Origin of the sequence: Thalassoglobus sp., from assembly GCF_048270125.1 — a bacterium.
In the GTDB taxonomy this organism is placed as follows: domain Bacteria; phylum Planctomycetota; class Planctomycetia; order Planctomycetales; family Planctomycetaceae; genus Thalassoglobus.
Genome location: NZ_JBLWTN010000005.1, coordinates 47,207 through 72,598, shown reverse-complemented (window position 1 = coordinate 72,598; position 25,392 = coordinate 47,207). Strand labels below are relative to the sequence as shown.

16 protein-coding genes are annotated in these 25,392 nt (G+C 50.4%); 2 read left to right on the top strand and 14 right to left on the bottom strand.

Going from position 1 to position 25,392, the window contains the following annotated elements; genetic code table 11:
- Position 1: 1 nt before the first annotated feature.
- The 14 genes from ACN0YR_RS08050 to ACN0YR_RS07985 form a co-directional block, all read right to left on the bottom strand.
- Entirely contained in the window at positions 2–268 is a 267-nt protein-coding gene (locus tag ACN0YR_RS08050; RefSeq protein WP_417848690.1) for a MoaD/ThiS family protein, read from the bottom strand.
- Positions 268–888 (bottom strand): phosphopantothenoylcysteine decarboxylase, encoded by a 621-nt coding sequence (locus tag ACN0YR_RS08045; RefSeq protein WP_417848689.1) that lies wholly within the window; start codon positions 886–888, stop codon positions 268–270. The genes ACN0YR_RS08050 and ACN0YR_RS08045 overlap by 1 nt, the downstream gene beginning before the upstream one ends.
- A 318-nt stretch (positions 889–1,206) precedes the next feature.
- Positions 1,207–2,889 (bottom strand): ATP-binding protein, encoded by a 1,683-nt coding sequence (locus tag ACN0YR_RS08040; protein WP_417848688.1) that lies wholly within the window; start codon positions 2,887–2,889, stop codon positions 1,207–1,209.
- 170 nt (positions 2,890–3,059) lie between these two features.
- Positions 3,060–4,103: a hypothetical protein gene (locus ACN0YR_RS08035; RefSeq protein WP_417848687.1), complete on the bottom strand. Its 1,044-nt coding sequence runs from the start codon at positions 4,101–4,103 to the stop codon at positions 3,060–3,062.
- A 54-nt stretch (positions 4,104–4,157) separates the two neighbouring features.
- Positions 4,158–5,735: an Hsp70 family protein gene (locus tag ACN0YR_RS08030; protein WP_417848686.1), complete on the bottom strand. Its 1,578-nt coding sequence runs from the start codon at positions 5,733–5,735 to the stop codon at positions 4,158–4,160.
- 452 nt (positions 5,736–6,187) lie between these two features.
- Positions 6,188–7,861, bottom strand: a complete 1,674-nt coding sequence (locus ACN0YR_RS08025) for a SpoIIE family protein phosphatase (RefSeq protein ID WP_417848685.1) — start codon at positions 7,859–7,861, stop codon at positions 6,188–6,190.
- Between the two features lie 400 nt (positions 7,862–8,261).
- On the bottom strand, positions 8,262–9,587 hold the full coding sequence (locus ACN0YR_RS08020; protein ID WP_417848684.1) for a glucuronate isomerase: 1,326 nt from the start codon (positions 9,585–9,587) through the stop codon (positions 8,262–8,264).
- Between the two features lie 111 nt (positions 9,588–9,698).
- Positions 9,699–10,175 (bottom strand): tRNA (adenosine(37)-N6)-threonylcarbamoyltransferase complex ATPase subunit type 1 TsaE, encoded by a 477-nt coding sequence (tsaE, locus tag ACN0YR_RS08015; RefSeq protein ID WP_417848683.1) that lies wholly within the window; start codon positions 10,173–10,175, stop codon positions 9,699–9,701.
- 166 nt (positions 10,176–10,341) lie between these two features.
- Complete coding sequence (locus ACN0YR_RS08010; RefSeq protein WP_417848682.1) at positions 10,342–14,217, bottom strand: PSD1 and planctomycete cytochrome C domain-containing protein; 3,876 nt, start codon at positions 14,215–14,217, stop codon at positions 10,342–10,344.
- Positions 14,218–14,269: 52 nt separating this feature from the next.
- The gene (locus tag ACN0YR_RS08005) at positions 14,270–15,316 is read right to left on the bottom strand and encodes a DUF1559 domain-containing protein (protein ID WP_417848681.1); all 1,047 of its coding nucleotides are present in this window, start codon (positions 15,314–15,316) and stop codon (positions 14,270–14,272) included.
- A 250-nt stretch (positions 15,317–15,566) separates the two neighbouring features.
- Entirely contained in the window at positions 15,567–16,106 is a 540-nt protein-coding gene (locus ACN0YR_RS08000; RefSeq protein ID WP_417848680.1) for a hypothetical protein, read from the bottom strand.
- A 337-nt stretch (positions 16,107–16,443) separates the two neighbouring features.
- The gene (locus tag ACN0YR_RS07995; RefSeq protein ID WP_417848679.1) at positions 16,444–17,910 is read right to left on the bottom strand and encodes a DUF1501 domain-containing protein; all 1,467 of its coding nucleotides are present in this window, start codon (positions 17,908–17,910) and stop codon (positions 16,444–16,446) included.
- Between the two features lie 71 nt (positions 17,911–17,981).
- Positions 17,982–23,078, bottom strand: a complete 5,097-nt coding sequence (locus tag ACN0YR_RS07990; protein ID WP_417848678.1) for a DUF1549 domain-containing protein — start codon at positions 23,076–23,078, stop codon at positions 17,982–17,984.
- A gap of 742 nt (positions 23,079–23,820) precedes the next feature.
- Entirely contained in the window at positions 23,821–24,042 is a 222-nt protein-coding gene (locus ACN0YR_RS07985; protein WP_417848677.1) for a hypothetical protein, read from the bottom strand.
- Positions 24,043–24,057: 15 nt separating this feature from the next.
- Here ACN0YR_RS07985 and ACN0YR_RS07980 point away from each other — a divergent pair, with 15 nt between their 5' ends.
- Positions 24,058–24,312, top strand: a complete 255-nt coding sequence (locus ACN0YR_RS07980) for a hypothetical protein (RefSeq protein ID WP_417848676.1) — start codon at positions 24,058–24,060, stop codon at positions 24,310–24,312.
- Positions 24,313–24,603: 291 nt separating this feature from the next.
- Positions 24,604–25,380, top strand: coding sequence for a 2-phosphosulfolactate phosphatase (locus tag ACN0YR_RS07975; protein ID WP_417848675.1), 777 nt, complete (start codon positions 24,604–24,606; stop codon positions 25,378–25,380).
- The last annotated feature ends 12 nt before the right edge of the window (positions 25,381–25,392 follow it).

Sequence of the window (25,392 nt, the reverse complement as noted above, 5' to 3'; positions counted from 1 at the left end):
CTCAACCGCCTACGTCTGCGGAAAGAATCAGGACTTCGTCTCCCTCGCGAAGTGGAGTCGAGACGTCTCTTGTAAACCGAATTCCGTTGATTGACAGCAGACACTCCGGTGATAGCTGACCCTCATTGACACAAGCTTGAGTGAATCCCGGAACCTCCCGCGCCAAAGCGTTCAGCATATCGAAAACATTCTCTGCTTCGACATGCGTGAACGGGACATTCGCCTTGAGTCTGGGGACACCGAAGAATTCAACTTTAATCCGGGGCATTATGTGACTCGCTTTGCCAGCCACTGAATCAACTCTTTCGAAATCTCTGTTTTTGAACCGGACCAGGACTGTTCGGTCTCTCCGCTAGCATTGATCAGTTCTACAGAATTCAGGTCTGCTCCGATGGCACTCGGATGATTGAGAACGATCACGTCACAATTTTTGCGTCGCAACTTCTGGAGTGCATTTTCACGAGGATTTTGTGCCTCCAACGCAAAGCCAACCACCCAGCGGTCCTGCTTCTTCGCTCCCAGTTCCGCCAGAACATCATCAGTTTCGATCATTTCAAGCTGGACGGGATCGCCTGTTTTTGAAATTTTTCCGGTGACTCGCTCCTTCGGTTTGTAATCACACACAGCTGCGGTCGCGATGACACCATCGCAATTTTCGAACAGCTCGACCGAAGCGTTTCTCATCTCTTCCGTCGTGACAACAGAATGGAACTCGCAACCAGAGGGCGGACGAAGATCAACAATTCCGCTCACCAGGACCATCTCCCAGCCAAGTTCCAATCCGGCACGAACGATGGCGTAACCCATCTTCCCGCTGCTGGCGTTTGAAAGGTAACGGACATCATCCAAATACTCTCGTGTTGGCCCCGCAGTCACCAGTACGCGCATGGCAATTCTCTCTGGGTTTGGTGAATTGTTGAATCTCTGTTTGATAAATCAGGGTGTTAGCTGCTTTAGAGCAGTTTGCTCTACCGTGTGCCCATGAAGAACGTATATCTCCAGAACCAGTCCGAAAACCTCTGGAATAGATGCTTTCCTCAACGTTTGAGAGAGCAATTTCAAGTTTCAGGATCAGTTCTAGTAAAATGCTGTTCGCGACGAGGCAGAACCTGCAATCCAATTCGAAAGATGCTTTAGATGTCTCCAGGGTGCTGGGCTGTTGAATACTTTGGTGCTTCTTTGCGACCACGTAGAAAAATCAGTGAGTCATGGTTGCTCGCCCTCTTCGGCATCGGAAGCATTCTCCCCAGCATCATCAAGAATGTAGGGCCATTGCAACTGGAAACGAGTCCCACGCCCCAGTTCACTTTCTACAGTGATTTCGCCTCCATGTTCCTGAAGCACTTTTCGGCTTACGGAAAGTCCCAGCCCGGTTCCCGCCGAGCCTTTGCTGGACTCAAACAGACTGAAGAGTTTCGGCAGGTCAACCGGATCAATCCCGGTTCCGTTATCAGTAATGTCAAGATAATAAAGTTCTTCCGAGGGAGAGAACCGGCAAGAGATCGAAATTCGTGGTTGCGGCTGATCCTCGAGTGCATCGATGGCATTGATGATCAAGTTCAGGATCGCCCGATGAAAACCTTCCGGGTCGATCATGGATTCGGGGATTCCGTCATCAATGTCGAGTTTAAGTTGAACTCCGCGATCAGCGAGTCGCTGTTGCATCAGTTCAGCAACATCCTCAGCGACTGACTTAATCGACGTCATTTGCAACTTCGGATCACGCTCCTTACTGAAGGTCAACATGTCCATGACAAGGTTATAAATTCGCTCCTGGTTTCTTTCGACAATGGTCCAACCTTTTTGGATCAACTCTTTATTTTCGTCCTTCAAACCCATGTCGACCAGGTACCCACCACCACGGACACCTTGCAAAATGTTTTTAATATGGTGACTCATAATAGCCACCGTTTGCCCCACAGCCGCGAGTCGTTCAGCGGTGATCATCGAATCCTGATACCGGAAGTTTTCAATTGCGAGTGCCGACTGTCGCCCAATTGCCAAGAGCAGGCGGAGTAGCTGATCGTTGAATTGTCCCCGCTGAGGATCTTCAAACTGCATCGGTGAATTGGTTGTGTCGACATAGATCACACCCATGAGTTCGTAGCGTCCATGCATGGGAGCACACATCACTTCACGGATACCTGCCTTCAAGATGCTTTGCCCACCATCGAAACGACTGTCATGCTGAGCATCGGACGTGCGGACCGCCTGGCCATTTTGAATCACATATTCGACGACCGTCGTCGAGATGGGCATTCGCTCATCAACGTTGACACCGGGGCGATGAGAAACGACGCTCGGTTCGATTCGATCGGTTTTGCTATCGGTCACAAGCATGCAGCCGCGGTCGGCTCCGACAGACTCCAATGTTAAATCTAATATGCGACGCAGAAGCTCATCGCGTGACGCGGTTGGTCGGACGACCTCTTCCGTAATTTGATACAGCAATTGCAAGTTTGCACCTGCTTGCCCCCAATGACCAGCGATCCCCACCCCTTCAGAGCGAGCCTGACCGACAATTCGAGAGCGGTCATCAGCTGCGTGATCTGGCACAAGATTGATGCGAGCGCTGGCTGCTTCAAGATCTTCTTTGTGCTCTGAGGAGAAGAGCAGGATGGTCCGTCCCAACTGAATTTGGTCGCCCTGCTGGAGTATGGACGACTCCACCAGCTTTCCGTTGACGAACGTTCCGTTGGAACTGTTTTTGTCAACGATTCGCCAGGAATCCTCTTCATAAGAGAAAACCGCATGCTGACGGGACATTTCGGTATCGAGAATTCTGGCATCGTTGTGGACTCCGCGTCCAACGCTCAGCGGTGCAACACCCAAGTCGATGCGACTTCCCTGGTCCGGTCCCTGAATGACCAGTAATGTCGCTTCCGGCACAATAGCACCTCACCTTGCACGGCTCACCGAGCCAAAATTCAATCTAGGGTCTTATCGTTCAACAAGTGTGCAATTTACACTCACCGTAACATCGAAATCTGAAGTCAGGATATGCCCCGCACATGATGCGCGGGGCATACGGGGTGTGTCCCCCTACAGTTTTGGAACTCCTATTTCCAGTATTTCTGAGTGACCCAGAAAGTTGTTGCAGACAAGCAGACTGCTGCCAATCCAAACGACAGCATGGGGGGATACCATGCCAGTTTCAACTTCAACGTTGGTGAGAAGAATGGTAAAAACACCGGTAACATTGGGATGATGGCACTCCAACAAATAAACAGAATGCCGTACTGTCTCCGTTCCTTCTTCTCTTGTGGAGAGAGCTGAGAAAACGATTGAGCTCCCGAGGATTTCTTTGAGGACTTGGAAGACTTCTTCCCGGTTCCGGACTGCTGGACCGCGTCCATGTTTTCCGACGAAATTTTCGCTTCGTCTCGCATTCCAGGGGCATAGTACTTGGCAATCGCCTGCTGAATCGCTCGAGGCGGGACGATCACCGGGCGAACAGGAACGCCGGCTCGCAAACGCAAATCGTCTTCGATTTCGTGATCGATTTCATCGACACAGGCGACAAGTAATTGACCGTCATCAATAAACAGAGGAATGAATGAATTTCGTTTCACCATCGATCGAGCGACAAGGTCAAGTGCATCGTCTTCGGGAAGCATGTCATCGAGGTCGACATACGAGTAGCCCAACTGAACCGCCAGTGCCTGTGCCGCCTTCGTCGAATTGACGAGTTTCATTTGCACGACTGCATCACGATGTGTCAGTCCCCGCCGAGATGCAAATTCTTCCACTTCTGCTTTTTGCTCACGTGAAAGATCGTTCTGGTTGACGAGAACATCCAGTAGCGGTTGTCGACCAAATTCATCGACCTCGGCATCGAACTCGCGCCCCAGTCCTTCGTCGTACTCTCTTTTGCGAACGCTGTCAGTCAGGCACAACATTGCCTTCGCCATCTCGTTCAGTAAATCTTGAGACTGAACGGAATACTGACCGGTCGCATACTTTCGAACGTGCGCATTGAGCTTTTTGTAGTGAGCGCGGATTTTTTCCACGTCATCTTCAAAGCGAGCAACCCGCAACAATTCGTAGTGATCGGGTGGACGCGGTCCTTCGGGGATTCCCAACCATTCCTTATAAAAATCCATCGATGCCTGCTCTCAATTCATCTGTAGTGAAACGCAATTCCGACAACAGTAGCTCTACTCAACCTGGTAGTCGCCAGCCAATGTTTGGAATGCGTCAACGTTTTCATTCGTCAAACCAGAGTCGCGGACAATTTCAGTTTTCGCAGCAGTATTTCCGGTCAACTCGATCGCCGTGGCAGAGAATCGACCATTCTTATCGTAGCTGTAGGAGATCTCAACAGGTGAACCCGATGGTAAATTCGGTGGGAGATTCACGATACGGAAATCGCCAATCGTTGTGCAGGCATCCGGATCGGTAGCGTCTCCTTCCAAAATACAGACATGAACCCGCTGTTGATTCTCTTTATTCGTTTTGAATCGTTGTTTCACTTCGACTGGCAGCGAAGTGTTCTTAGGAATCATGATGTGATTAATCTTACGAGTCTTGTCCTGCGGGTCGCTGATCTTGACTCCCAGTGAGTGCGAGTTCACATCCGTCGCGGAGACCGATCGCAACCGGTTGATGACAGCTTTACCAAGTCGAGAATCTCCACCGGTGGCACGTGCTTCAAGGAGAGCAGCGTGGATTGCAGCCCCTTGCGAAACAGCTTCTTCCGGACTGACATCTCTTGACGGTTCAAGACCAGTCACATCACGCAACATTGTTTCCACAACCGGCATATATGTTGAGCCACCAACAAGGACCAACTCATCGAGTTCTCCTTTACCCACGCCTGCCTGTTGCATCACCAGTTCGGTGGTGTCACGAGTCCGCTGCATTAGGTCGCCAGTAAGCCGCTCAAAATCTCCGCGAGTCAAAGCGATGGTGACATTCTTGCCTTTGTAGTACGCGCTGATCGGGATCTGTGCCCGTTCGCTCAAATCGCGTTTAGCCTGCTCACATTCCTGGGTGAGTTGCATGAGCGTCTCGGGATCTTCACGTGGATCGAGATCGTACTTCTTGTGAAACTCTTCAGCGATGTGATCGACAACACGGCGACTCCAGTCGAGGCCACCGAGCATCACGTCTCCGTCGGTCGCGAGCACTTTGAATGATGTCGCGGTGTAGCGAACGACAGTCACGTCGAAGGTTCCACCACCCAGGTCGTAAACCATAATCGTTCGTTCGCCCTCGAAGGCGTCGGGGCGACCGAGGTGACCTTTTTGCCAGGCGTAAGCCAGTGTGGCAGCGGTCGGCTCGTTGATGATATCAATGACATTCAACCCGGCAATTTTCCCGGCATCCTGTGTCGCTTTGCGGCGTACATCATTGAAGTAGTAAGGAACAGTAATGACAGCATTGGCGATTGGACCAATCGATTTCTCTGCATCCTGCTTCAGCTTTTTGATAATCAACGCTGAGAGAAACTCAGGAGTTAATTTTTTATCCTGATAAATAACAAAGTAGTCTTTGTTACCCATTTGGCGTTTGATCGCCTCGACGATGTTTCGAGGATTTTCAATCGACATCCGCTCGTAGGTCGGCCCGACGATCACTTTGCCTTCTTCACTCAGAATGACGACAGAAGGTGTGATTGTTGACCCATCGGCGTTTTCGACAGCTTGAGGATTCCCTTCCGGATCCAGCTGTGCAATCGCTGAATAGGTGGTTCCGAGATCAATTCCAACTGTTTGGCCTGGTTGAATTTCCATAGTCTTACCTTTTGTCGAATTTCGTCGATGCAATATGTACGGGTAACTCTGTGCCGAAGTTTCGTTGTGACATGTCTGATTGGCGAAAGACGATCTCATCCCGGACGGGAAGAATTGAGATTGCTGATCTGTTTAAGCGTTTATTCTTACGCTGCCCGGGACATCGTTCAAGCGAGCATGTCGGAATCCTGCCCAGATGTTGCGAGAAAGATCGCTCAGAGAAGGATACGAGTCGATTTCCAGCGAATTCCCCGGTCGTCTCAGTCAAAACTGGTCTCCGCAGGATTCTGGAAAGTCCTTCGTTCCAAATCATCAACAACGGAAACCCCTTAATTCGTGACAGTTTCTGACCTTGCTGCTTCCTCTTGCCCCATGATCACTTATCGCTCGATGATTGACTTACCAGCGGGCGATGTTTAATCACCATCTCTGATACGTTTTTCGGCCCCCTGCTAAGCGTTTCGGCCGTAGACCATTAAAGTGATGTCGTCATTCTGGGGGCGACCATCAGCATGCTTCCGGACGTCTTCCCGAATCGCTCTTCCGAGTTCCTCAACATCTGCTGAACTCTTGCTGATGAATTCTCTCAACCGATCCATTCCGTAGAGTTCGCTCTTGTGATTCATCGCTTCGCTCACTCCATCGGTAAACAAGACGACGGTCTCACCCGGTTCGAGAGTCCGCGAACGAGTCTCAAACGGATATCCTTCCAGGACTCCGATTGGCAGGCCAATCGATTCGTCATCAAATTCTTCAATTGTGCCATCGGGCTTGCGGAAAATCGGGGACATGTGCCCGGAATTAACAACTGAAATTGTGTGGTTTTCGGTATCCAGTATCGTAAGAACGAATGTCACGAAACGGCCTTCGACCGCCTTGGCACACATGTGGTCATTGATTGAGCAAGCTGCTTCGCCAGCATCGGTTACGAATTCGCTCGTACTGCGTACAACACTCGACATTCGCGACATGACCAGTGAGGCTGGAACTCCCTTCCCGGCGACATCTCCAAATGCCAGCCAGTACTTGCCATCGCGAGTTGGGAAAACATCATAGTAATCCCCGCCGACAGCTTGAGCCGCTTCATAAAATGCGAAGAAACTGTAGTCCGGCAAGTCCGGCAGTGCTTCGGGAAGCAAGGCCTGTTGAACATTTCTGGCGATGTCCATTTCGCTGTCTTGCTTCTGCTTATCAACGAACGACTGCAAAAGCCGAGCACTTTCGTAAGACAAGGCTGCCTGTCCAGCGACGGCGACCATGATTTCCAGGTCTTCGTTCTTGAACTGCATCATCGGGTTTTGTGTATCGATGTTGATGGCTCCGACCGGCTCGCCCTGCAGGTCGAGCATTGGGACACACATCATCGAACGGATCGTCAGTGCCGAGATCGACTCACTTGCATCAAAGCGAGAATCGCTAGCGGCATCGGCAGAGAGAATCGCCTTCTTCTCACCGAGCACAGCGTTCAAAATCGTTCGACTCAGTTTGACCGTCGCATCTTCTCCTTCTCGGCGGTGCTTCATCGCTCGGGAATTCATTTTTCCCGTCTCAAGGTCTTTGAGTAAAATGCACCCACGGTCGGCGGCAGGGAAGATTGTGAATAATGCGTCCAGAATTTTTGGAAGCAGGCTGTCAACCTCTAACGTTCCCGCTAAAGCCCTGCTGATTTCCAAGACCGCTTTCAATTTCTCCTGCGGACGTGAATCGAGAATGCCGAGAGTCGAACTATCGAGCGATCCCATGATCGTTGAAGAACTGTCGTCCGAATCGTCAACCTGGAGGGCCCCCAAGTGAGCAGCATGCTGGATCACAGCGGATGAGGCGGAATCATCTTCGTCAAAATCGCTGTCAAATCGCATCAACATTGGACCGAACTTCACTCGATCGTTCGGTTTGAGTTGTTGCGACCCTTCTAATCGCTGACCATTGAGAAATGTCCCGTTTCCGCTACCCAGGTCTTCAAGAATGAAATTTGACCCATCACGAATGACGTTGGCGTGCTTCCGCGAAACCATATTCGATGGCAATTGAATATCGCATTCGGGAAGGCGACCAATCACCGTTTTATTCAGAGTCAACTCAAACGGGGTGGCCTGACCATCCTGAAGAAGCACCAGTCTACTCATAGTTCATTTCTCCGATCACCTCACGGTGAGAGCGTCCAACACTTGCGACAATAGCTTCGACTTTACCAGCTTTGAGTACATGGGGGTATCCCGACATGAAAACATTGCAATCGAATTTTCTGCATCGAGTCGGGTGCATCGAGCCTCAGTGATCCGAAGGCTTCCACTTCGAGACAAATTTGAAAATTCCTGTTTTTTCCCCATGAACACTCTCCTCACGAATCCATCGTTTGCTTGTGAGGAAAATCGATTGATCACGTCAAAAACATTATTTGCGATCAACAAAAACACGAAGGAGTTCTGCAACACTTTCGTGATTCTTCTGCCCGTGGAGAGTGCTTTGCATGTCGGAATTTACACATATCCACGAGGCTGAAGACGTACGACATTGTCAAAAACTTTAGACCTTGAAGATCGTTTCGACATTCCCTCTCAACACTTGTTTTCCGAAATCGATTGCCTGTGTCTCTGTCCAGCCACGCCCTGTGACAAAATCTGCGGCGAGCACTTTGGCGAGCACGCGACGGTACATTCGGAACTTCGGCAGTGCGAATTCCAGTTTGTACATGTCGCTGTAGTAACCGATCTGCTTGTTTCGCGGCACTGCTTCCAGTCGACTGCGTGTGTCGACTTCGATGTACGTCGGAATATTCGAGTACCACCAGTGGCCGTTCGTCACGACATTCGGGAAAATCCAGGAATAACTGACGAGCTCCTGATTGCTGGTACTGCCGAGAACAGAAACTGGAAAAGTGACGTTTGGAAACGCATTGAACAGCTGCTTGTATTGCAACAGCGAAACACGTTTATCAAACAGATCCTGTCCTTGATAAACACCTCCCTCGTAGACTTTTCGATTGACACCTATCATCAAATCGAACGGCAGGCCATGTTCGTCACACTGCTCTGCAAGTGTCCAGAATGCAAACGAGGAGAGCATCTCCTGTTCGGTCGAGGTGAGTCGCTGACCTTTAACTGTTCGTTTGATTACAGCAGCTGCTGATCCGGCATCGACTTTCTGAGGAGAAAAGTTCGGTGGAATCGAAATCGCACAGGCCTTGGCATTTTTCTCAACGAAGTGAGTAAAGATCTTGGCAATCGCTGCCCGGAAAGTTGAGGAGTCGCCCACCTCGATTCCGGATGCTTCATTCAAACGGTTGCGAACCGATTTTTTCAGAAAATGGAAGACAAGATCATCTGTTCGCAAGCAAGGAACATAAACGTTCGTATCGAAGCCTTCGAGCTTGTCGTCGAAGTCGTTGGTTAAGAAAACTTTCTCGAGCTTACTCTTCTCCAGAACTTGTTGTTCCCAATTCTCTTCCGACATTTTCGCCAGAGCAGTATCGTACAAGCCTTCCCAGTTGTCGGGGGTGATTCGGTCGTCGGTGAATCCGAAAAACTCTCGACACATTTCCAGTAGCCAGCTGACCTGAATCGTGTTGTCGAGGTCGCTGAGCTTTTCGACAAGCCGCCCCACTTTTGTTTTTGGGTCTAACCCATCTTCTTCGATTTGTGATTTCTTCAACCCGGCAGAATGAGCTAACTCGGTGTAGTAGTGGTAGCCCATGATATCTGCGAGCGTTTTTGACGGCGCCTCATGCGGATTGATGTGCGTGTGAGGGTCGATCAGAACCAGTTGTTCCAGTTCGTCGAAGAGTCTTTTTTCAAGTGAAGTCGTCATGGTGTTTCCATCGGGATTGTCGATGTCTGCAACAAATTCATTCATCGTTGCAAATGGTCATACGATGAGATTGTGAGGACTGAGTGCACAGTCATCACACGAAGAACCAGTTTCGCCACTGGAGAACGGGACTTCAACCGTCAATCGCTTCGTTTTTCATGATCTGCGAAGCTTCTGTTCGAACTCGCTGAATCGATCTTGCGGACAAGTCAGCCGGATTCGACGCGAAGTGACCCCAGTCGATTCAATTTCCAGCTGAATACGCTTTCTTGGTAGAACATCTGCAACCCGATCTGCCCATTCAATCAGGCAGATATTGTCGGCCCCCAGCAACTCGTCGGCCCCCAGTTCCAAGAACTCGTCGATGTCGTTCAAACGGTATGCATCAATATGACAGATTGGGACCGATCCTTCGTATTCCTGGATCAAGACAAAAGTCGGACTATGAACATCGTCCCGATCAATTCCGAACCCTTCAGCGATTGCCTGCGCCAAATGCGTTTTGCCCGCTCCCAGGTTCCCGATCAACGCCACAACATCCCCCAACCGTAAAACGGATGCGAGTTGCTTTCCAAAGGCCTGCGTTTCCTCCAAAGAATGAAGATCAACGACCATTTCGTCCATATTTTTCATCGACTCACGTCATCTCGTTTCTTAGAGCAGTTTGCTCTACCCCGTGCCCGTGAAGAACACGTCGTACCAGTGAAATTGCTGTTCGCCACAAGGCAGAACGCGAACACCAATTCGAGGAATGCTATAAAACCGCAGCAAACATCGCTCTCGTCCCACCGTTTTGACTTCACTTTACAAAGATAAACTCTTTTGAATTCAGCAGAACATGGCAATAGTCGGTCCAGACAGGGACAGCGTTGAGATCGGTTTTGAGTTCCGCTGCCTGGGCACTTAAAAACGCTTTTCCAAGTGCCAGTTCTTCAGCACTGGGTAGACGTGAATACGCTTGCTGGAAGAGGATCGTCATCTTGTCTGCGGGGGATGAATCGGCATTTTTTTTGAGAAGTCGCTCAGCCCATTTTTGTGATTGATCAACCACCAGCGGATTATTCATTAACGCCAACGCCTGAGCCGGGACATTGGAAACATTGCGGCGACCGGTCGAGGAGTGCGGGTTGGGAAAGTCAAACGCCTGAAAGAATGGTTCCGGGAAATTACGCCGGACCGACAGATACAAACTTCGGTGGCCGTTTCCGTCAATCGGTCCAGATTCTGAGGGCCTTCCTCGACCTTCAAGGAAGGCAGTCAGGTGAATAGGAACACTCGGCCCGTACATTTGCGAATTTAAAGTGCCAGCGACCTTCAAGATCGAATCGCGAATCGCTTCTCCTTCGAGCCGTTTAACATTCATACGGTGCAGCAGCACGTTCTTCGGATCAACGTCAGCGATTCGCGGGTCTGCACTGGTTGCACTCGACATTCGGTACGTCGCAGAAAGGAGAATTTTTCGGTGAACCGCTTTCAGTGACCATTGATTCTTGACAAGTTCATTCGCCAGCCAGTCGAGCAGTTCCGGGTGAAAGGGACGCTGCCCGAGATGCCCGAAATCATTCGGAGTCGGACAGATTCCGACTCCGAAGTAATGGTGCCAGATTCGATTGACAATCACGCGAGGAAGAATCGGTGTACTCTTCGGATCGACCATTTGCTCCGCAAGCTGCAACCGTCCACTTCCAGAGTCCGTGACACTTTCACCATGAAAGACCTCCAGGAAACGGCGTGGGACCGTCTCACCTTTTTTCGTCCAATTCCCCCGAATGAAGACGTATTCATCACTCGCTGTCCCATCCAGAAGTGCGGGAGTTGTCGCGGAAACGAATTCAATCTCCTCGATGATCGCGTCCCGTTGCTTTTGATTCACTTTGGCTGTTTTTGCCAACTCTTTTTTTGCCTCTTTTGAAGAGAGACCGAACAGTTGTGGATGCCGATTGATGTCGGCCATCGACTGTGGCGACTGCGAGGATTGGAATTGTTTTTGAATGATCTTTACAAGTTGCTCAAGCGTCACATCGTCCAAAGAAAGAATCTCTTGAGCGATGTTCATCGAGAGTGGATTCGTCCCCTTGAGTAACTGCTTCGCATCCTCAAGGCGATCCGCCTGAATCACAGCCTGAACAGCGAAGCCATTCTTTCCAACAGGGACAAACTCCAGATGGGCTCCATGTCCTTCATAGCCGGTCACATCATGGGTGATCCAATGCCAGTTCTCGTTGGCTGGATGAGTTTTCGTTAGCTTCTTGTGAAGTGGCCCCCTGACTAGAATGTGAGAATCGACCGCCGCATAGGTATTCACTTGTCCGCGAACAAGGGAGTAGATCTTCCCACTCGCGATGTCAAACGTGGGGGTTCGAAGCAGACGTCCACTTCGTTTCCAGGCTTGCAGTGCTCCTGGCTCTCCCTGAGTTCCCTTCGATTCAGTCAGTCGATCCCACAATGGATTCCACTCGATTTGTCCACTGTCAGAGCCACTGGAAACGTATCGATAACCGGGACCAGTCGGAATCAACTCCATAGCAGTGAAGAAATTGTCGAATGAGTCCGAAGCAGGCAACTTTGAGTTCTTCGCGACGATCTCGCCTGCCAGTTGCTTCGCTTTCTCAGAGTTGAACTCGTTGTTCACGCAGAGTTGAGACCACAGAATGAGAGGGTCATCTTCACTTGGATTTGATGAAAGGTCATTCGCCCACGTCGCCAAGATCGATGGATTCAGCTTCGCTTCACTAGCTGCCTGTCTGACTGCAGGAGAAGTCTTTGCGAATCGGGGAGTAGAATCTGGCGAACCGAGAGTCGGCGTTGAATGACTCGAAAAGACAATCTGGTCAACACCGATATTTCCCCACCCACCCTGTTCGTTATCAACGATTTGTAGTTGAGCAATTCGCCCGATATGCGTGGTAACGTCCCAGCGAACCGGGCTCATCGAGTTGCTGTTCTTTCCAGTCACTGAGAGAACTGGCTGACCGTCGATCAGGAGATTGACGCACGTTTTCCCAATGTGACTCCCACCGCCAATGAGCATTTCAATGAAACGATGTTGAATCGTGAACTCTTTAGAAGTAAGCGTTCCTGTTGCCCGGTCTCCTTTTCCGTTCTCCCGCTTATAGTGGGAATTCACTAAGAATTTCCCTGTAGCACCGACGTCACCTTGATACGCAGGGAGTTGCTCTTGAGTCACTGGAGTGCTTCCGAACGCTTCACCGGTGACGGTCCAGTTTCCATATGTTCCCGACTCAAAATCTTCGAAGACGATACTCTCGGAGTCCGTCTGCTTCGTCTCTGGCTGAAGCACTACTCTGGCAGCAAGTAAGTAGTCATCCAACCGTTCTAAAACCGGCGTTGCGAGTTTCAGTTTGACATCCTGAAGTTGCTGACGTGCTGCTCGATCAAGTTCATTAAGCCGTTCGGAGAGCGGTTCGTTCTTGAGCATCGTCTCGAACCTCGCCTGCTGATACGACGAGCTTTGCAGAAAGCCTTGCAATGCGTAGTAGTCTTTCTGTCGAATGGGATCGAATTTATGATCATGACAACGCGCACAAGAAACGGTTAAACCAAGGAACGCTTTTGAATAAACATCAATCATATTGTCAAAGCGTTCAGCTTCCTCCTGGCGGATATCAACAGGAGAGTGAACCCATTCCCCGAACAGCCAGAATCCGGTTCCAATGATCGATTCATTGGCTCCGGTCTGTTCATTTTGGCGCACCTGATAATTCGTTTTTGCAGTCAGCAAATCTCCGGCAACGTGCTCAACGACAAATTGATCAAACGGGACATCAGCATTCAGTGCCCGGATCACGTAATCACGATAATGCCAGGCGTTGGCGACATCGAAGTCAAATTCATGTCCCCGCGATTCCGCATAGCGCACAACGTCGAGCCAGTGCCGCCCCCAACGTTCACCAAAATGCGGCGACTCCAGAAGATGATCAACCACTTTCTCGAAAGCACGGTCGCTTTCATCGCTTAGAAAATCCTCCACTTCTTGAATAGAAGGGGGAAGCCCTATGACATCCAGATAGACTCGGCGAATCCAGGTGCGTCGGTCCACTTCCTGTGCAGGAGAGAGTTGCTGCGATTGAAGCTTCTGGAGAACAAAGTGATCGATCCCGTTACGAGTCCAGCTGGAATCGTCAACATTTGGTAGCTCAACCGGTTTGAGTGGTTGAAACGACCAATGCTCTGCCCGTTCTTTCAGATTGAAAACATCACTCGAAGTCGCTGAGACGACCTCATCAGCTGGCCAGGGAGCACCCAGCTTGACCCATTCTGTAAGGAGATCGATTTCTTTTTGTGGGAGTTTTCCATCCGGCGGCATTTGATAGCCGTCCGGGTCGTACTTGAGAGCTTGTAAGAGCTCTCCCTGATTAACTTTTCCAGGAACAACTGCGGGACCTGTGTCTCCACCTTTGATTGCAAACTCGCGAGAGTCCAGGCGCAGCGACGCTTCTTGAGTTTCTGCCCCGTGACATTCCTGACAACGCTCGACGAGTATGGGCCGAATTTTCTTTTCAAAGAATTCAAGCTGTGCAGGCTCGAATGTCGTTTCTTCAGAGAAGACAGGACGACAAACGAGCAGGCACGAAATGAACAAAAGGCAGCAATTTGAATACGTCATGAACAGGCGTAGGCTTGGGAGGCGGGCAATAAAACTCTCATCCTGCATTGTAGCGCAGAGATCCGTCTCACGACAATCCCGCACAACGCCAGCCACCTGCTCAGAATTCCCCGATCACTTCCCCATCACTTTTCTGACCGAGCCAGCGGAATGTGTTGTAGTCGATGTTTTCGCTCAAAAAGTGAACGGACCCATCCGCCATCAGGAACTGAATCCCGCCAACGTGGCTGGAGGAAAAGTTGACGATGTGATTAGTGGTGTTGGGAGTATGGTGCATGACCATTCCCCCTCCCATTCCGCCGCCGCCCATGCCTCCGCCCATTGCCATCGATTGACCGACATGACCAAGCACGAGGGACGCGGGCCCTTCGTCTGCCATCATCATCATTCCTGCAGGACGCATCACACCCGGGATGGCTGCGTACCAGGTGGAATCTGCCAGAACATCTGAAGTTGTAGATGGAAAACGATGAACAGCTTTTCTCTCGCCCACCATCATGGTCTGTGAGAGTCCATCGGTCACATCACGAAAGCGAACGCTGCTGTTCCGATAGAACATTCCAGCTGGATTCGGTTGACCCGGCGACATTGTGACACTCCCGTATCCGTAAACACCGACGTAATTTGCTTTCGGAAGCTCGTAGTCATTCGAACCATCATTCACAGTGAATTTCTCAGCGCCCGGATCAGATGGGCACGTAAAAACCGAGAGAGGCTGCTGAGCGGTTGCAAGGTTGTTCGCCTGAGTCGAATCCAGGTTCAGGTCGAGACTGTTGTACAAAGGGGACTGCTCCAACTGAGGAAGAATCATCACTCCCCAGGCAAAGTTCGGCCCAAGTTCTACCGAGGCTGCAGCTGTCGAGTTGACACCACGGGTGATGTAACCAGGCGGAAGCGTACCGAACGTATCGTGATAGTTGTGAAGCGCAACGCCCAGTTGCTTCAAGTTGTTTTTGCACTGCGAGCGTCGCGCCGCTTCACGCGCCTGTTGAACTGCTGGCAACAATAACGCAACCAGAATTGCAATGATCGCGATGACAACAAGTAGCTCAATCAGAGTAAAGCCAGATTTCGTTTGACGGGCCTTCAAACAATTGCGTAATTGCTGCCCCTGCGAAGATTCCTTTTCATGTGATGAATCGCTCATTTCCACGAAACAGGAAGCGTACATTTTTCTCAAAGATACTCTAAGACTCACGAGATTCCTCCAGTTATTCAGAACTGATCCTGAAACCTGAACTTGTGCTCTCAAACACTGAGAAAAGCCACCATTCCACAAGTTTCCGGACTGGTTCTAAGGTGCGCAACATGAATGATGCGCAATGAAAGACGAGAACAGTCGATGCGATCCAAAACCGGGGACGGTTTCAGATTCAAAAAGAAGCGATCGAGAGAATTCAAGCCTGCGGAGGAGGAGGATCGATGACGTCGAAGAGGCTCGCCGAGGTCTCGTCAACATGGACAAGCAGACCGTCTAAATGAAGATCAGGTGTTGAGACCAACCGCTCGGTATCGAGACGAGGCTCGCGATTGATAATCGTTCCGGTGGGAACGGATGTCCCACAATAAGAGTTGAATTGAGGATGCGACGGCTCGGTGTCGTCCTGTTGAGGTTCTTCCTCAGAGCCACCAACACAACACGATTTTGAGGCTCCACTCGCCTTCACAGGGTAACAACAGCAATTGCTCGAACGCTGTTTCTGGAGGTCGCAGCAACAGTTGTGAATTGGGTTCGCCCCGACAGCAGCCGAGGAGAGATCGAAAGAAGCACTCGAAAAACCGACGGTCGTTAAGACCATCCACATCGTCAACAAGACGCAGAAGCCACCGCGGCAGAATTCTTTCCAGTCAACCTGCTTCCAGTTAGACCGATTCCTGCCAAGCTGGCTCCAGCTGGTTTGCAGTTGTCCATATTGACGGTCAAAAAATCGCATCATCAATCGAGTGAAATGAGTAAAACCCTGCTCATTCTACAAATGGTCCAGTCGACAGGCAATTGGCTGAATTTTCACTCGCAATATCAGGAAGCGAATATTCTCACCTCAGAAAATGCTACGCGATCACGAAATTCGCCCTTGGTGTGAATGGAAAACGCCCCGAACCGCAAGCAGTTCGGGGCGTTTGAGAAGTTGAGATTTCCGGAAAGTCCCAAGGACGTTTACGAAACTTTTTTTGCGATCTGTACCCGTAGAGTTCAGCATTGTTTCTGAGAAAGACAATCTTCACAAGCTGCTCGCCACGGGTTAGAACGCCATCATCAATCTCGGATTGACTCTACGCGAACAGTTTCGAGACCGATTCCGCCTTGACCAGTTCACGCGGTTGGTTGAGATGGTTGTAGACAATTGTCTCAGGCGCGATTCCGAACGATTCATAAATCGTCGCGAGCAATTCACCTGGATGAACCGGATCGACCAAAGGAGCTGATGCGGTTTTGTCACTTTGTCCATGGACATACCCACGCTTGATTCCAGCACCAGCCATGAGTGCGGTGTAACAGTATGGCCAGTGATCACGACCATCGTCACTGTTGCCGTTTCCACTTGTACTGACGCCACGTTGTGGACTTCGTCCGAATTCTCCGACTGCGACGACGAGCGTTTCTTCGAGAAGTCCACGATCATCCAAGTCGTTAATCAACGCAGAGAGTCCGGTGTCGAGCATGGGGCCTGCCTGGTTTTTCATTCGGGCACTCAGACCAGTATGAACATCCCAAGAGTGATTGTCGCTGTTGGCAACTTTCGGCCAGACTACTTCCACCACTCGTGTTCCAGCTTCGACCAACCGACGAGCAAGCAGGCAGCTTTGACCAAATGTGGTCCGACCATACATATCGCGAGTTTCGCGAGATTCCTGCTCAATAGAGAAAGCATCTCGAGCACGACCGGAAGAGATCAAGGTTAACGCCTGATCATAATACTCATTGAGCTTGTAGTCTTTGACAGCTCGGTCAATTGCAGGCATCCCGGCGTTGATCGTATCGAGCAGTCGGGCTCGTCGCTGCATCCGTCCACCGTAAACATCGGCTCGCATTTCGAGGTCAGCGACGTTGATTTTGTCCATCTTCTTCATGTCCAGGTCGTCGCCCGGTGGATAGAGCGTGTATGGATCAAACGCTTTGCCCAGAAAACCAGCAGTTCCCCCTTTGCCGACTACGTTACTTTCCTGAAGCGGACGTGGGAGCATCACGAAGGGAAGCATCGGCTCGTTTGCAGGTTTGAGCCGAATGATGTTTGAGCCGAAGTTGGGGAAATCTTTCGGGCTGGGAGGTTCCAACTGACCGGATGGACTGACTTTGTCCGTCGTGTAGCCGGTCATCATTTGATAGATGGCTGCTGTGTGATTGAACAACCCATTCGGGGTGTAGCTCATTGAGCGAATCAAAGTCGTTTTGTCGATCACCTGCGACAACTTTGGTAACAGCTCGGTGAACTGTACCCCCGGAAGCTTCGTGGAGATCTTCGAGAAGCTGGACTTCACGTTGTCCGGCACACCCTCTTTTGGATCCCAAAGATCAAGATGGCTCGGACCACCTTGTAGATAGCAGAGGATGATGCTTTTCGCTTTGCCTCGACCGACAGGAACCTTCGTGTTCGCTTGAGCCGATTGCAGTTGCAGCAACGAGCCGAGCGAAAGACCTAGCGCTCCACTCCCCCCCACACGCAAAACATCACGACGCGTCACGCCAAGATGCGAATCGCACAAGTCTTTACCTGGTTGTCCGGGGATTCGAATAATCATGGTTTGAACCTTAGTTCGAGTTGTGAATCGCAACGCCGTTTCCGTGCATTGCTGAACGTGTCATAACTGATTTATCGATTGAACAGGAAGGCCGGACTGTTGATCAAAGCCCAGGCAAGGTCCTGTGCTGTCGTCAGGCGGCTATTCTTTAATTGTTGTTCGCTGAGCGAAACCGCACGTTTCAAACGAGCAAATTTCGGATCTTCCGGTTGTGGTTTCTTACGATCATCGAGTTCGCTTTGCATCGCGACTCGTTGCGGATCTGGCGGGAGCGGCGAATTTGCAGCAGTGAGTGCTTTCTTCCGTTTTTGAAGTTCAGGATCTTGCTCATTGAAGTAAGCGAGAAATCCTGCTTTTTCTTCGTCGGTCCGCTCCTCGAGTGGTTTGTTGACAACCTCAACGAGAATCCTTGGGTTTCCGAAATTGACGGGAACCATTGCGTCGGTTACTGAGACCCGGAATTTCCCGATCGTGTGGGTGTTGTCCTGATACTGCTGAGACATTGTGAGGTGCAGGACAATCTCCTCGTCAAAGGTCAGGGGAGTTTCCAGCTCGAAAGTGGCGGTATGGTTTTCGCCAGTCTTCGGGGAAAGTGCCCAACCATTCCCAGCAGTTGGCTGCTTTCCATCGATGGCACTTGCGACTGAGTATCCACCCTGGGAGAAGTCTGCTTGTGCGTTCTTCAGTTTGAGTGTTTGCTTCTGATCCGGTTTCCCGACAGGCCAAGCCTGAACCGTGAGCTCGGAAAGCACGAAGTTTCCGCCTGCTGCTCTTCCGGGTCCACGTTTTGGAAGTCGGTCGTCGGTGAGGGCTTCGAGCTTCAGCCCTGAAATCGTTTTGAGAACTGTTTTCCCTGAGATCAGGTAATTCCCTTTCTTGTTGTTCGGGCCAGATGCGAAAACCGAGAGATCATCCTGCGATTCGAGCTTGGCACCTGTCGTCGTTTTCAGATTCGTAAACTCCACCGCTGCCCAAGGAGTTCCGGAAGCCTCGACTGTTTTCTCCCATTCCTTGATTCGCTCTGGGGCTGTGGCGAGATGATCATCGATTGCTTTTTGAGCAGCTGCGATTTTCTCTTCGCGCGCTTTCGCTGCAGCTTCCTGAGCCGGCTTGGAATCCTCAATATACTTCGCCAATTCCGCCTCGGCAGCTTTGATACTCGCCTGTCGTTTGGCTTCTTTCTCAGCGACAATCGGAGCGATTTCTGCACTGTATTTTTCAAACTCTGCGACAAGTTTCTGGTGACCGGACTGTAGCGACTTATAAACTTCGAGCGTCGCATCAATCTCGCGATCAGTCGCTGACCGGTTGAGGATTCTCATGAACAGCTGGTCGACAAGTTGCCGATCATCCGAGACCGTTTCAACCAGCTTGGCGATGGCGTTCCCTTCTTGGGAGATCGCTGAATTGACGGTTGGTCCATTCATGAGCGCCATCACAGGCCCCAACTGAAGATCAGAGGATCGCTCACATTCGCACGCAGATTCACGGACCGGACGTCCCAGATTCGCGAGAAACCCATCTTTGAGCTCGATCCCTGAATCTGGAATCGCTGCGGCACGGGTCCCTTCCGGAACTCCCGGAATCTGCATTTTCGCTCCCGTCACGGTATAGACTGAATCGTAAAGGACTTCAGCTGGGAGACGCTTCAGAACAGCGTGTGAGTAGTTCGTGTTATCGTCCTGATTCCATTCGTTGGTCGCGACACTCAATTGATAAGCCCGCGATTTGCAGATGGTCTTCATGAGCTCTTGAACGTTGAATCCACTCTCGACGAAGCCGTTTGTCAGGTGGTCGAGTAACTCGGGATTTGAAGCCGGGTTGCCGGCTCGGATGTCATCGAGAGGTTCGATGAGCCCGATTCCCATCAGGTATCCCCAAACCCGATTCACGTAGGAACGGGCGAAGTAATCGTTCTCGGCAGAAGTAATCCACTTCGCAAGATTCTCGCGTCGCGACGCATCTTTCGGTAATTCGAGTTCACGATCATACGGAACGATTGGGGCTGTGACTGCCTGCGTTCGATCGTGAATCACATCACCTTCAGTTTTGTCGAAGACCACTTCCCAAAGAGGTTTTGCTCCTTCAACAGCTGTTCCGCCAAGATTTCCGGCAGCATTTTCAGGGTCACGCTTCAGACCGACTTGAGCGAAGAACGCAGCTGTTTCGTAGTATTGATCCTGAGTCCATCTTTCGAACGGATGGTCGTGGCATTTATTACAGTTGAATCGGACACCCAAAAACAGGTGAGTCGTGTTCTCCATAATCTCGGTCGGTTCACGCAAAATCTTGTAGTACGAGGCAGCGGGGTTCACTTTGTTTGAACCGGAAGCAGTGAGAATCTCGTATGAAAATTGATCGTACGGAACATTGTTCTTCACACGTTCACGAATCCAGGCACGGAAGTTTTTCGCTCCCTCAACCCCAAGAAACTTGCGGTTTACTTGAAGAAGATCAGCCCATTTATTGGTCCAGTAATCAACAAAGGCTTCAGACCCGACAAGTTGATCCACCAGAGCATCACGTTTTTGCCGCGTTGGAGATTGATCAGCAAGGAACGTTTCAAGCTGTTCTGTGCTCGGCGGAAGTCCTGTCAGATCGAGAAACACTCGGCGAATGAACTCTTCATCAGTACAAAGGCCCGATGGTGCAATCTTCATTCGCTGCCATTTTTCAGCGACAAACTTGTCCGCTTCTGTCCAGGTTTCAGGTTCTTCCCAAACGAATCCAGCACGGTCTCCCATGGCTGTCAGTGTTGTTGCAGCATAGGCCCCCTCGAAGCGAGCCAGGATCGGGGCTTCGCCACGTCGAACTGCGGTGACGACTCCGACGCGATTGACGTCGGCAACTTCGGTGTTGCTGCTCTCGATGTATGCTTCCCGAGTGACGTCCTTCGATGATCCATCGACATACGTGGCGATGACTCGGAACTGTTGACGTCCTCCAAGATTTTGAATGACTGGATTCTCTGGTTGCAGCGAAATGGAAGCAACTTTCGGATCAGTGACGTCAAGCTGGCATCCTTCGGAAATCCACTTGCGAATAATTTCATAATACGGTTCGCCGGGGGAGGTGAGTTGCCCGCCGACATGTGGGACTGCACCGGATGATTTCAAGAGCATTAAGCTGTTGTCGGGCGATGCGACATTTGTTCTGCGTGATTTCAGATCATCAGTAAAAGCACGGACATCATAGAGTGGATCGTATCCTCTCAACGAGAGCTTGAACCCGTTCTTCCCATCTTTCGCACCGTGACAAGTTCCCTGGTTGCAACCGAGTCGGGAAAGAACTGGATTGACGTCCTGAACAAAGCTGGTTTTCGCAGAGACATCGGACGCAGCTACGGTGACAGGAACTTTGACAGACTCTTTTCCGAGTGAGACGACAACTTCGCTTTGTCCCGGTGCATGAAACAAGATTCTCCCCAACGGAGAGACCGTTACAGCTTCGCCGTTGACTTGAATTGTTGACATGCGAGTGACATCGACACGATCGCCGGAATTCAGGATTCCGGTGACGAGGAGCTGAACGTAGTCGTACTTACCACTCAAAGTCACAGAATTCGGAGCGACCTCAAGTGATTTCAGAATGGTCCCCGTTGGGAGAGACTCTTCACCGATCAGGGCGTCATCCCCTTGAACTGTGGCGATCTCCCGGGAGGCATCGGCAGCATCCGCGTCAATTTCAACCGGTGAAATCGTTTTGGTCACCTCGCCATTTTCTGAGTTGATGAATCGAAGCAATCCATCTCCTCCGGCAGCGATCACTGTCTTTCCATCCGCACTAAAGGCAACGGCAAAAACGCCTGTCGGGATTTCAGTTTGTGTGGCGACCTCTGTCCCGGCAGTCACATAGTCTTCGAGAGTCTTCTTCTGCTCCGGGGTTTGAGCTTGTGTTCGCGTTTCGACAATGGTTTTAATTTCATCTGGCAAAGCAGGATCGAAATCAGCTGCATATGTAAAGACCTGACCACGACCGTTAAGGCTCGATCCAGCGACGATCTTCTTGCCGTCTGGAGAATACGCAACGGAATAAATACGCCCCTTCATTTCGGGATAACGACGAATCAAATTTGCGTTGTCACCAATAACTCGCTTGGTGAGTCGATTCATCCGGTAGATACCGGGGACTCCATCAGACCCGCCGACGAGGACCTCGTCACGCTCTGGATGCCCCGCTAATGCGGAAAGCCCTCCTTTCAGAGCGCCCGGAGTAATGGAAGTGACATTATCGATAAAGCGTTCGGTTTCGACCTGATAAAGCTTGGTCGACATATCCCGACCAACAGAGACAATTTGAGAACCATCCGCAGAGAAGACAGTATTGAGCGGCCAGTCGCTGTGAGCTCCATTGAAGAAGACTTGCTCGCCGGTCGTCGTATCGAATCCTCGAACGATATTGTCACTACACCCGACAGCGACCATTTTTCCATCTGGTGACCAACTTGCCCCGTAGACGGTATCAAAGGAAATCGGAATTGAGAGTTCCAGTTTCTGATCCTCGACGGACCAGATTTGAATTTCACCCGTTCGAGCCGGGAGACCACCAGCGACAGCCAGTCGCTTCCCATCAGCGGAGAAGGCGACCGATTCAATCTGTTCCGAAAGGCCGATCAGTCGTCCGAGTAATTTTTCTCCATCGCCGGAGCGGAGCAGGACTTCGTGAAAGCCTGCCACTGCCAAGATCGACCCATCTGGAGAGATGTCGATCGAGGTGACGACTGGTGGGCGTGTGTAGACTGGCGGGTGGTCTTTGTCATAGACAGCTCTGGTTCTTTTAGGAGAATCGTCTTTTGCTCCTTGCTCGATCCAGGTTCGAATCAGTTCAATTTCATGTTTCGACAGTGCTTTCTTTCCTTTTGGCATCGCTGCCTCACCATCGACAGGAGTGATTTGATCGATCAGGTAACTCTCATCTGGCTTGCCTGGTTGAATGGCACTTTCGCCACTCTCTCCAGCTTTCAGGGCATCTGAAAACGATGTCACCAGATACCCACCGCCAGCTTTCGCCGATTGATGACAGCCCTGACAGTTCGCCTGGAAGATCGGACGAATCTGTTCGTGGTAGCTGACTTCACGAGCCCCTTGCGCGACCGCAGTGGAGATCCCGGTGGAGAAAGTGAACAAACAAAGGCAAAAAGAAGCGAGCTGATGCAGGTTGGGAGTCATGGAAATTGGGTTCCGTAACTGGATCGAAGGTCAGCAGAACAACTCAAAGTAGAAAATGCTCAAACCGAAAATGATGGCAGGAAAATTGAAATCAGCTGTGGTTGGTGAGATCACTCAGGTGTCGGTCCCACTGATTTCTGAACAAGCGATTTTCGCTTACGAATGAAACAGTGATCAATGCGACGAAAGAGGTGGGCAACGTTGAGAACCTTATCTGCAAGCCTATGCCATGAAGAATTTTCTCTCTGTTTCAGTGTTCGAAAACTTGAATTCAAACACTCTCGCCATGAGAAAAATTTTCAGGACGTAAGTTTTCAGATGAGGACTCGTCAGGTAGGAGTTGCTTACCCTGAGTTCCAAATCACATGGATAAATCGATTGTCATCGATCTATTCAGATTTGTTTATACTTCCTTGAACAGCGAATTGCAAGAACTGATTCCGTGGATCATGCGATCTGGGGCTTCCGCTCATAGGTGGACTTCGAAATGTCCCCCATCCTACCGAAACCATCCAGCTGTGAATTTTAAACCCTCCCACAGAGAGGGCTCTTAAAGAGGGATCCAGAAGACGAGCATCCGGTTGCATGTCGTGCAATCGTTTGCACTTAGGATTAGCGGGAATCACGCTTCCTGAGCTTCATGAGATGAAATCGAGTTAATTAACAAGATCGATCAGAATTGATTTGTACTATTCAAATTCGTTGATATTATGTTTTTCATGTCAAGATTTCATCAAATTCATTAAAGATGAAACTCAGGATCACTACGAAGCGATAGCAATACTGCTGGAGTCATTGTCTTCCACTGAAACGAGTTGGTCCAGATATAGAATGGGCCATTGTTCAGAGCAGTCTCCTGCACGATAGCTGCTAGTGCACAGAAGTCTGAGATCACCAACTTCATCGCTGCGAACTCTGGCGATTCTGTTTTCGCCGGGACCATGAGACCGTGATCGGCATTCATAAGGAGGAGTAACGAATGGAATTCACTAATCAAGCAACCGCACAGAAAGAGACTGCCGCAATGATCGCCTTTGGGCGTCTCTTTGACTTGGAACGAAAGATCAACGCCAAAACGTCTGGGCGAATCAAAGAGCTACAAGTTGAATCGACCGGGGATTCAATCATCATCTCGGGTTCAACGACGACCTACTATTCCAAGCAATTGGCGACCCAACTCGCCCTCGACGAGTTCGGCGAACTCATCTTAGAAAATGAAATCGACGTTTCCTAAGAACAAACATCCATAGAATTGTGCATGCAGTGTCGCCGGTTGTCTCCAATTTCACTTTCACTAACAAAACGCGTTCTACATGAACGCACGGCAAAGTAAACTGCCTTGGAAGTTGCTGGATATCAACTGACGGTTCATTAAGATGGACAAACAAAGCTGCTGAATTCGTAATCATTCAGAGAAATGACAATCGTTCATGCAAGTTTTGTTAGAACAAATTCTACTGAATTGCCTTCGCGACGTTTAAAAGCGTAGCACGTTTCAATTCAGGTCCGAGAGAACACTGACTGCATGATCCCGATTCAAGTTTCCTTACTACCATCACTTTCAACGCTTGTTGACTCCGGTCGGATTACCGAAAACAGTTCGGACGACGTAATGCCAGTTGCAGTGATGATTGACATCCTGCGGGCGTCGACAACGATTGTCCATGCTCTTGCGAACGGAGCGTCTGCCATTCTTCCCTGTTCCTCTGTTGAACAGGCACATGAACTGGCGAGCTCACAAAGTTCACCCAAACGCTTACTTGGCGGAGAGAGACATTGTCAGAAGATCGAAAGATTCGATCTCGACAATTCTCCATTTTCTTACACGCCTGAACTCGTACAAGATCGAGAGATCATCTTTACAACGACCAACGGAACTATTGCGCTGGAACAATGTCGAGCCGCAAGCAAGATTCTGGTCGGCGCCTTCGTCAACTTGAGTTCCCTCATTGACGCTCTGGCGGAATGCAATCGCCCCGTTCATTTAATGTGTGCTGGAACGGATCGTCAATTGACAGCTGAAGACATTTTGTTTGCCGGGGCAGTCTGCGATCGACTGCTGAGTCGACCCTCATCAGAATTCGAAATTACCGATGTTCAGTCGCAACTAGCGCTCGACTTCTACAGAACCCGCGGGATAAAGCGATCCGACTTTGAGAAAACAATGCTGGAAAGTCTGGGGGCAGCGAACTTACTCAGGCTCGGCCTCGAAGCTGATGTTCAGCGAGCAATGCAAGTCGACCTCTTCAAACTCGTCCCAGAATGGAACCCAGCGACGAATCGCATTACTGCCCTAACGTAGCATCAGGGCATG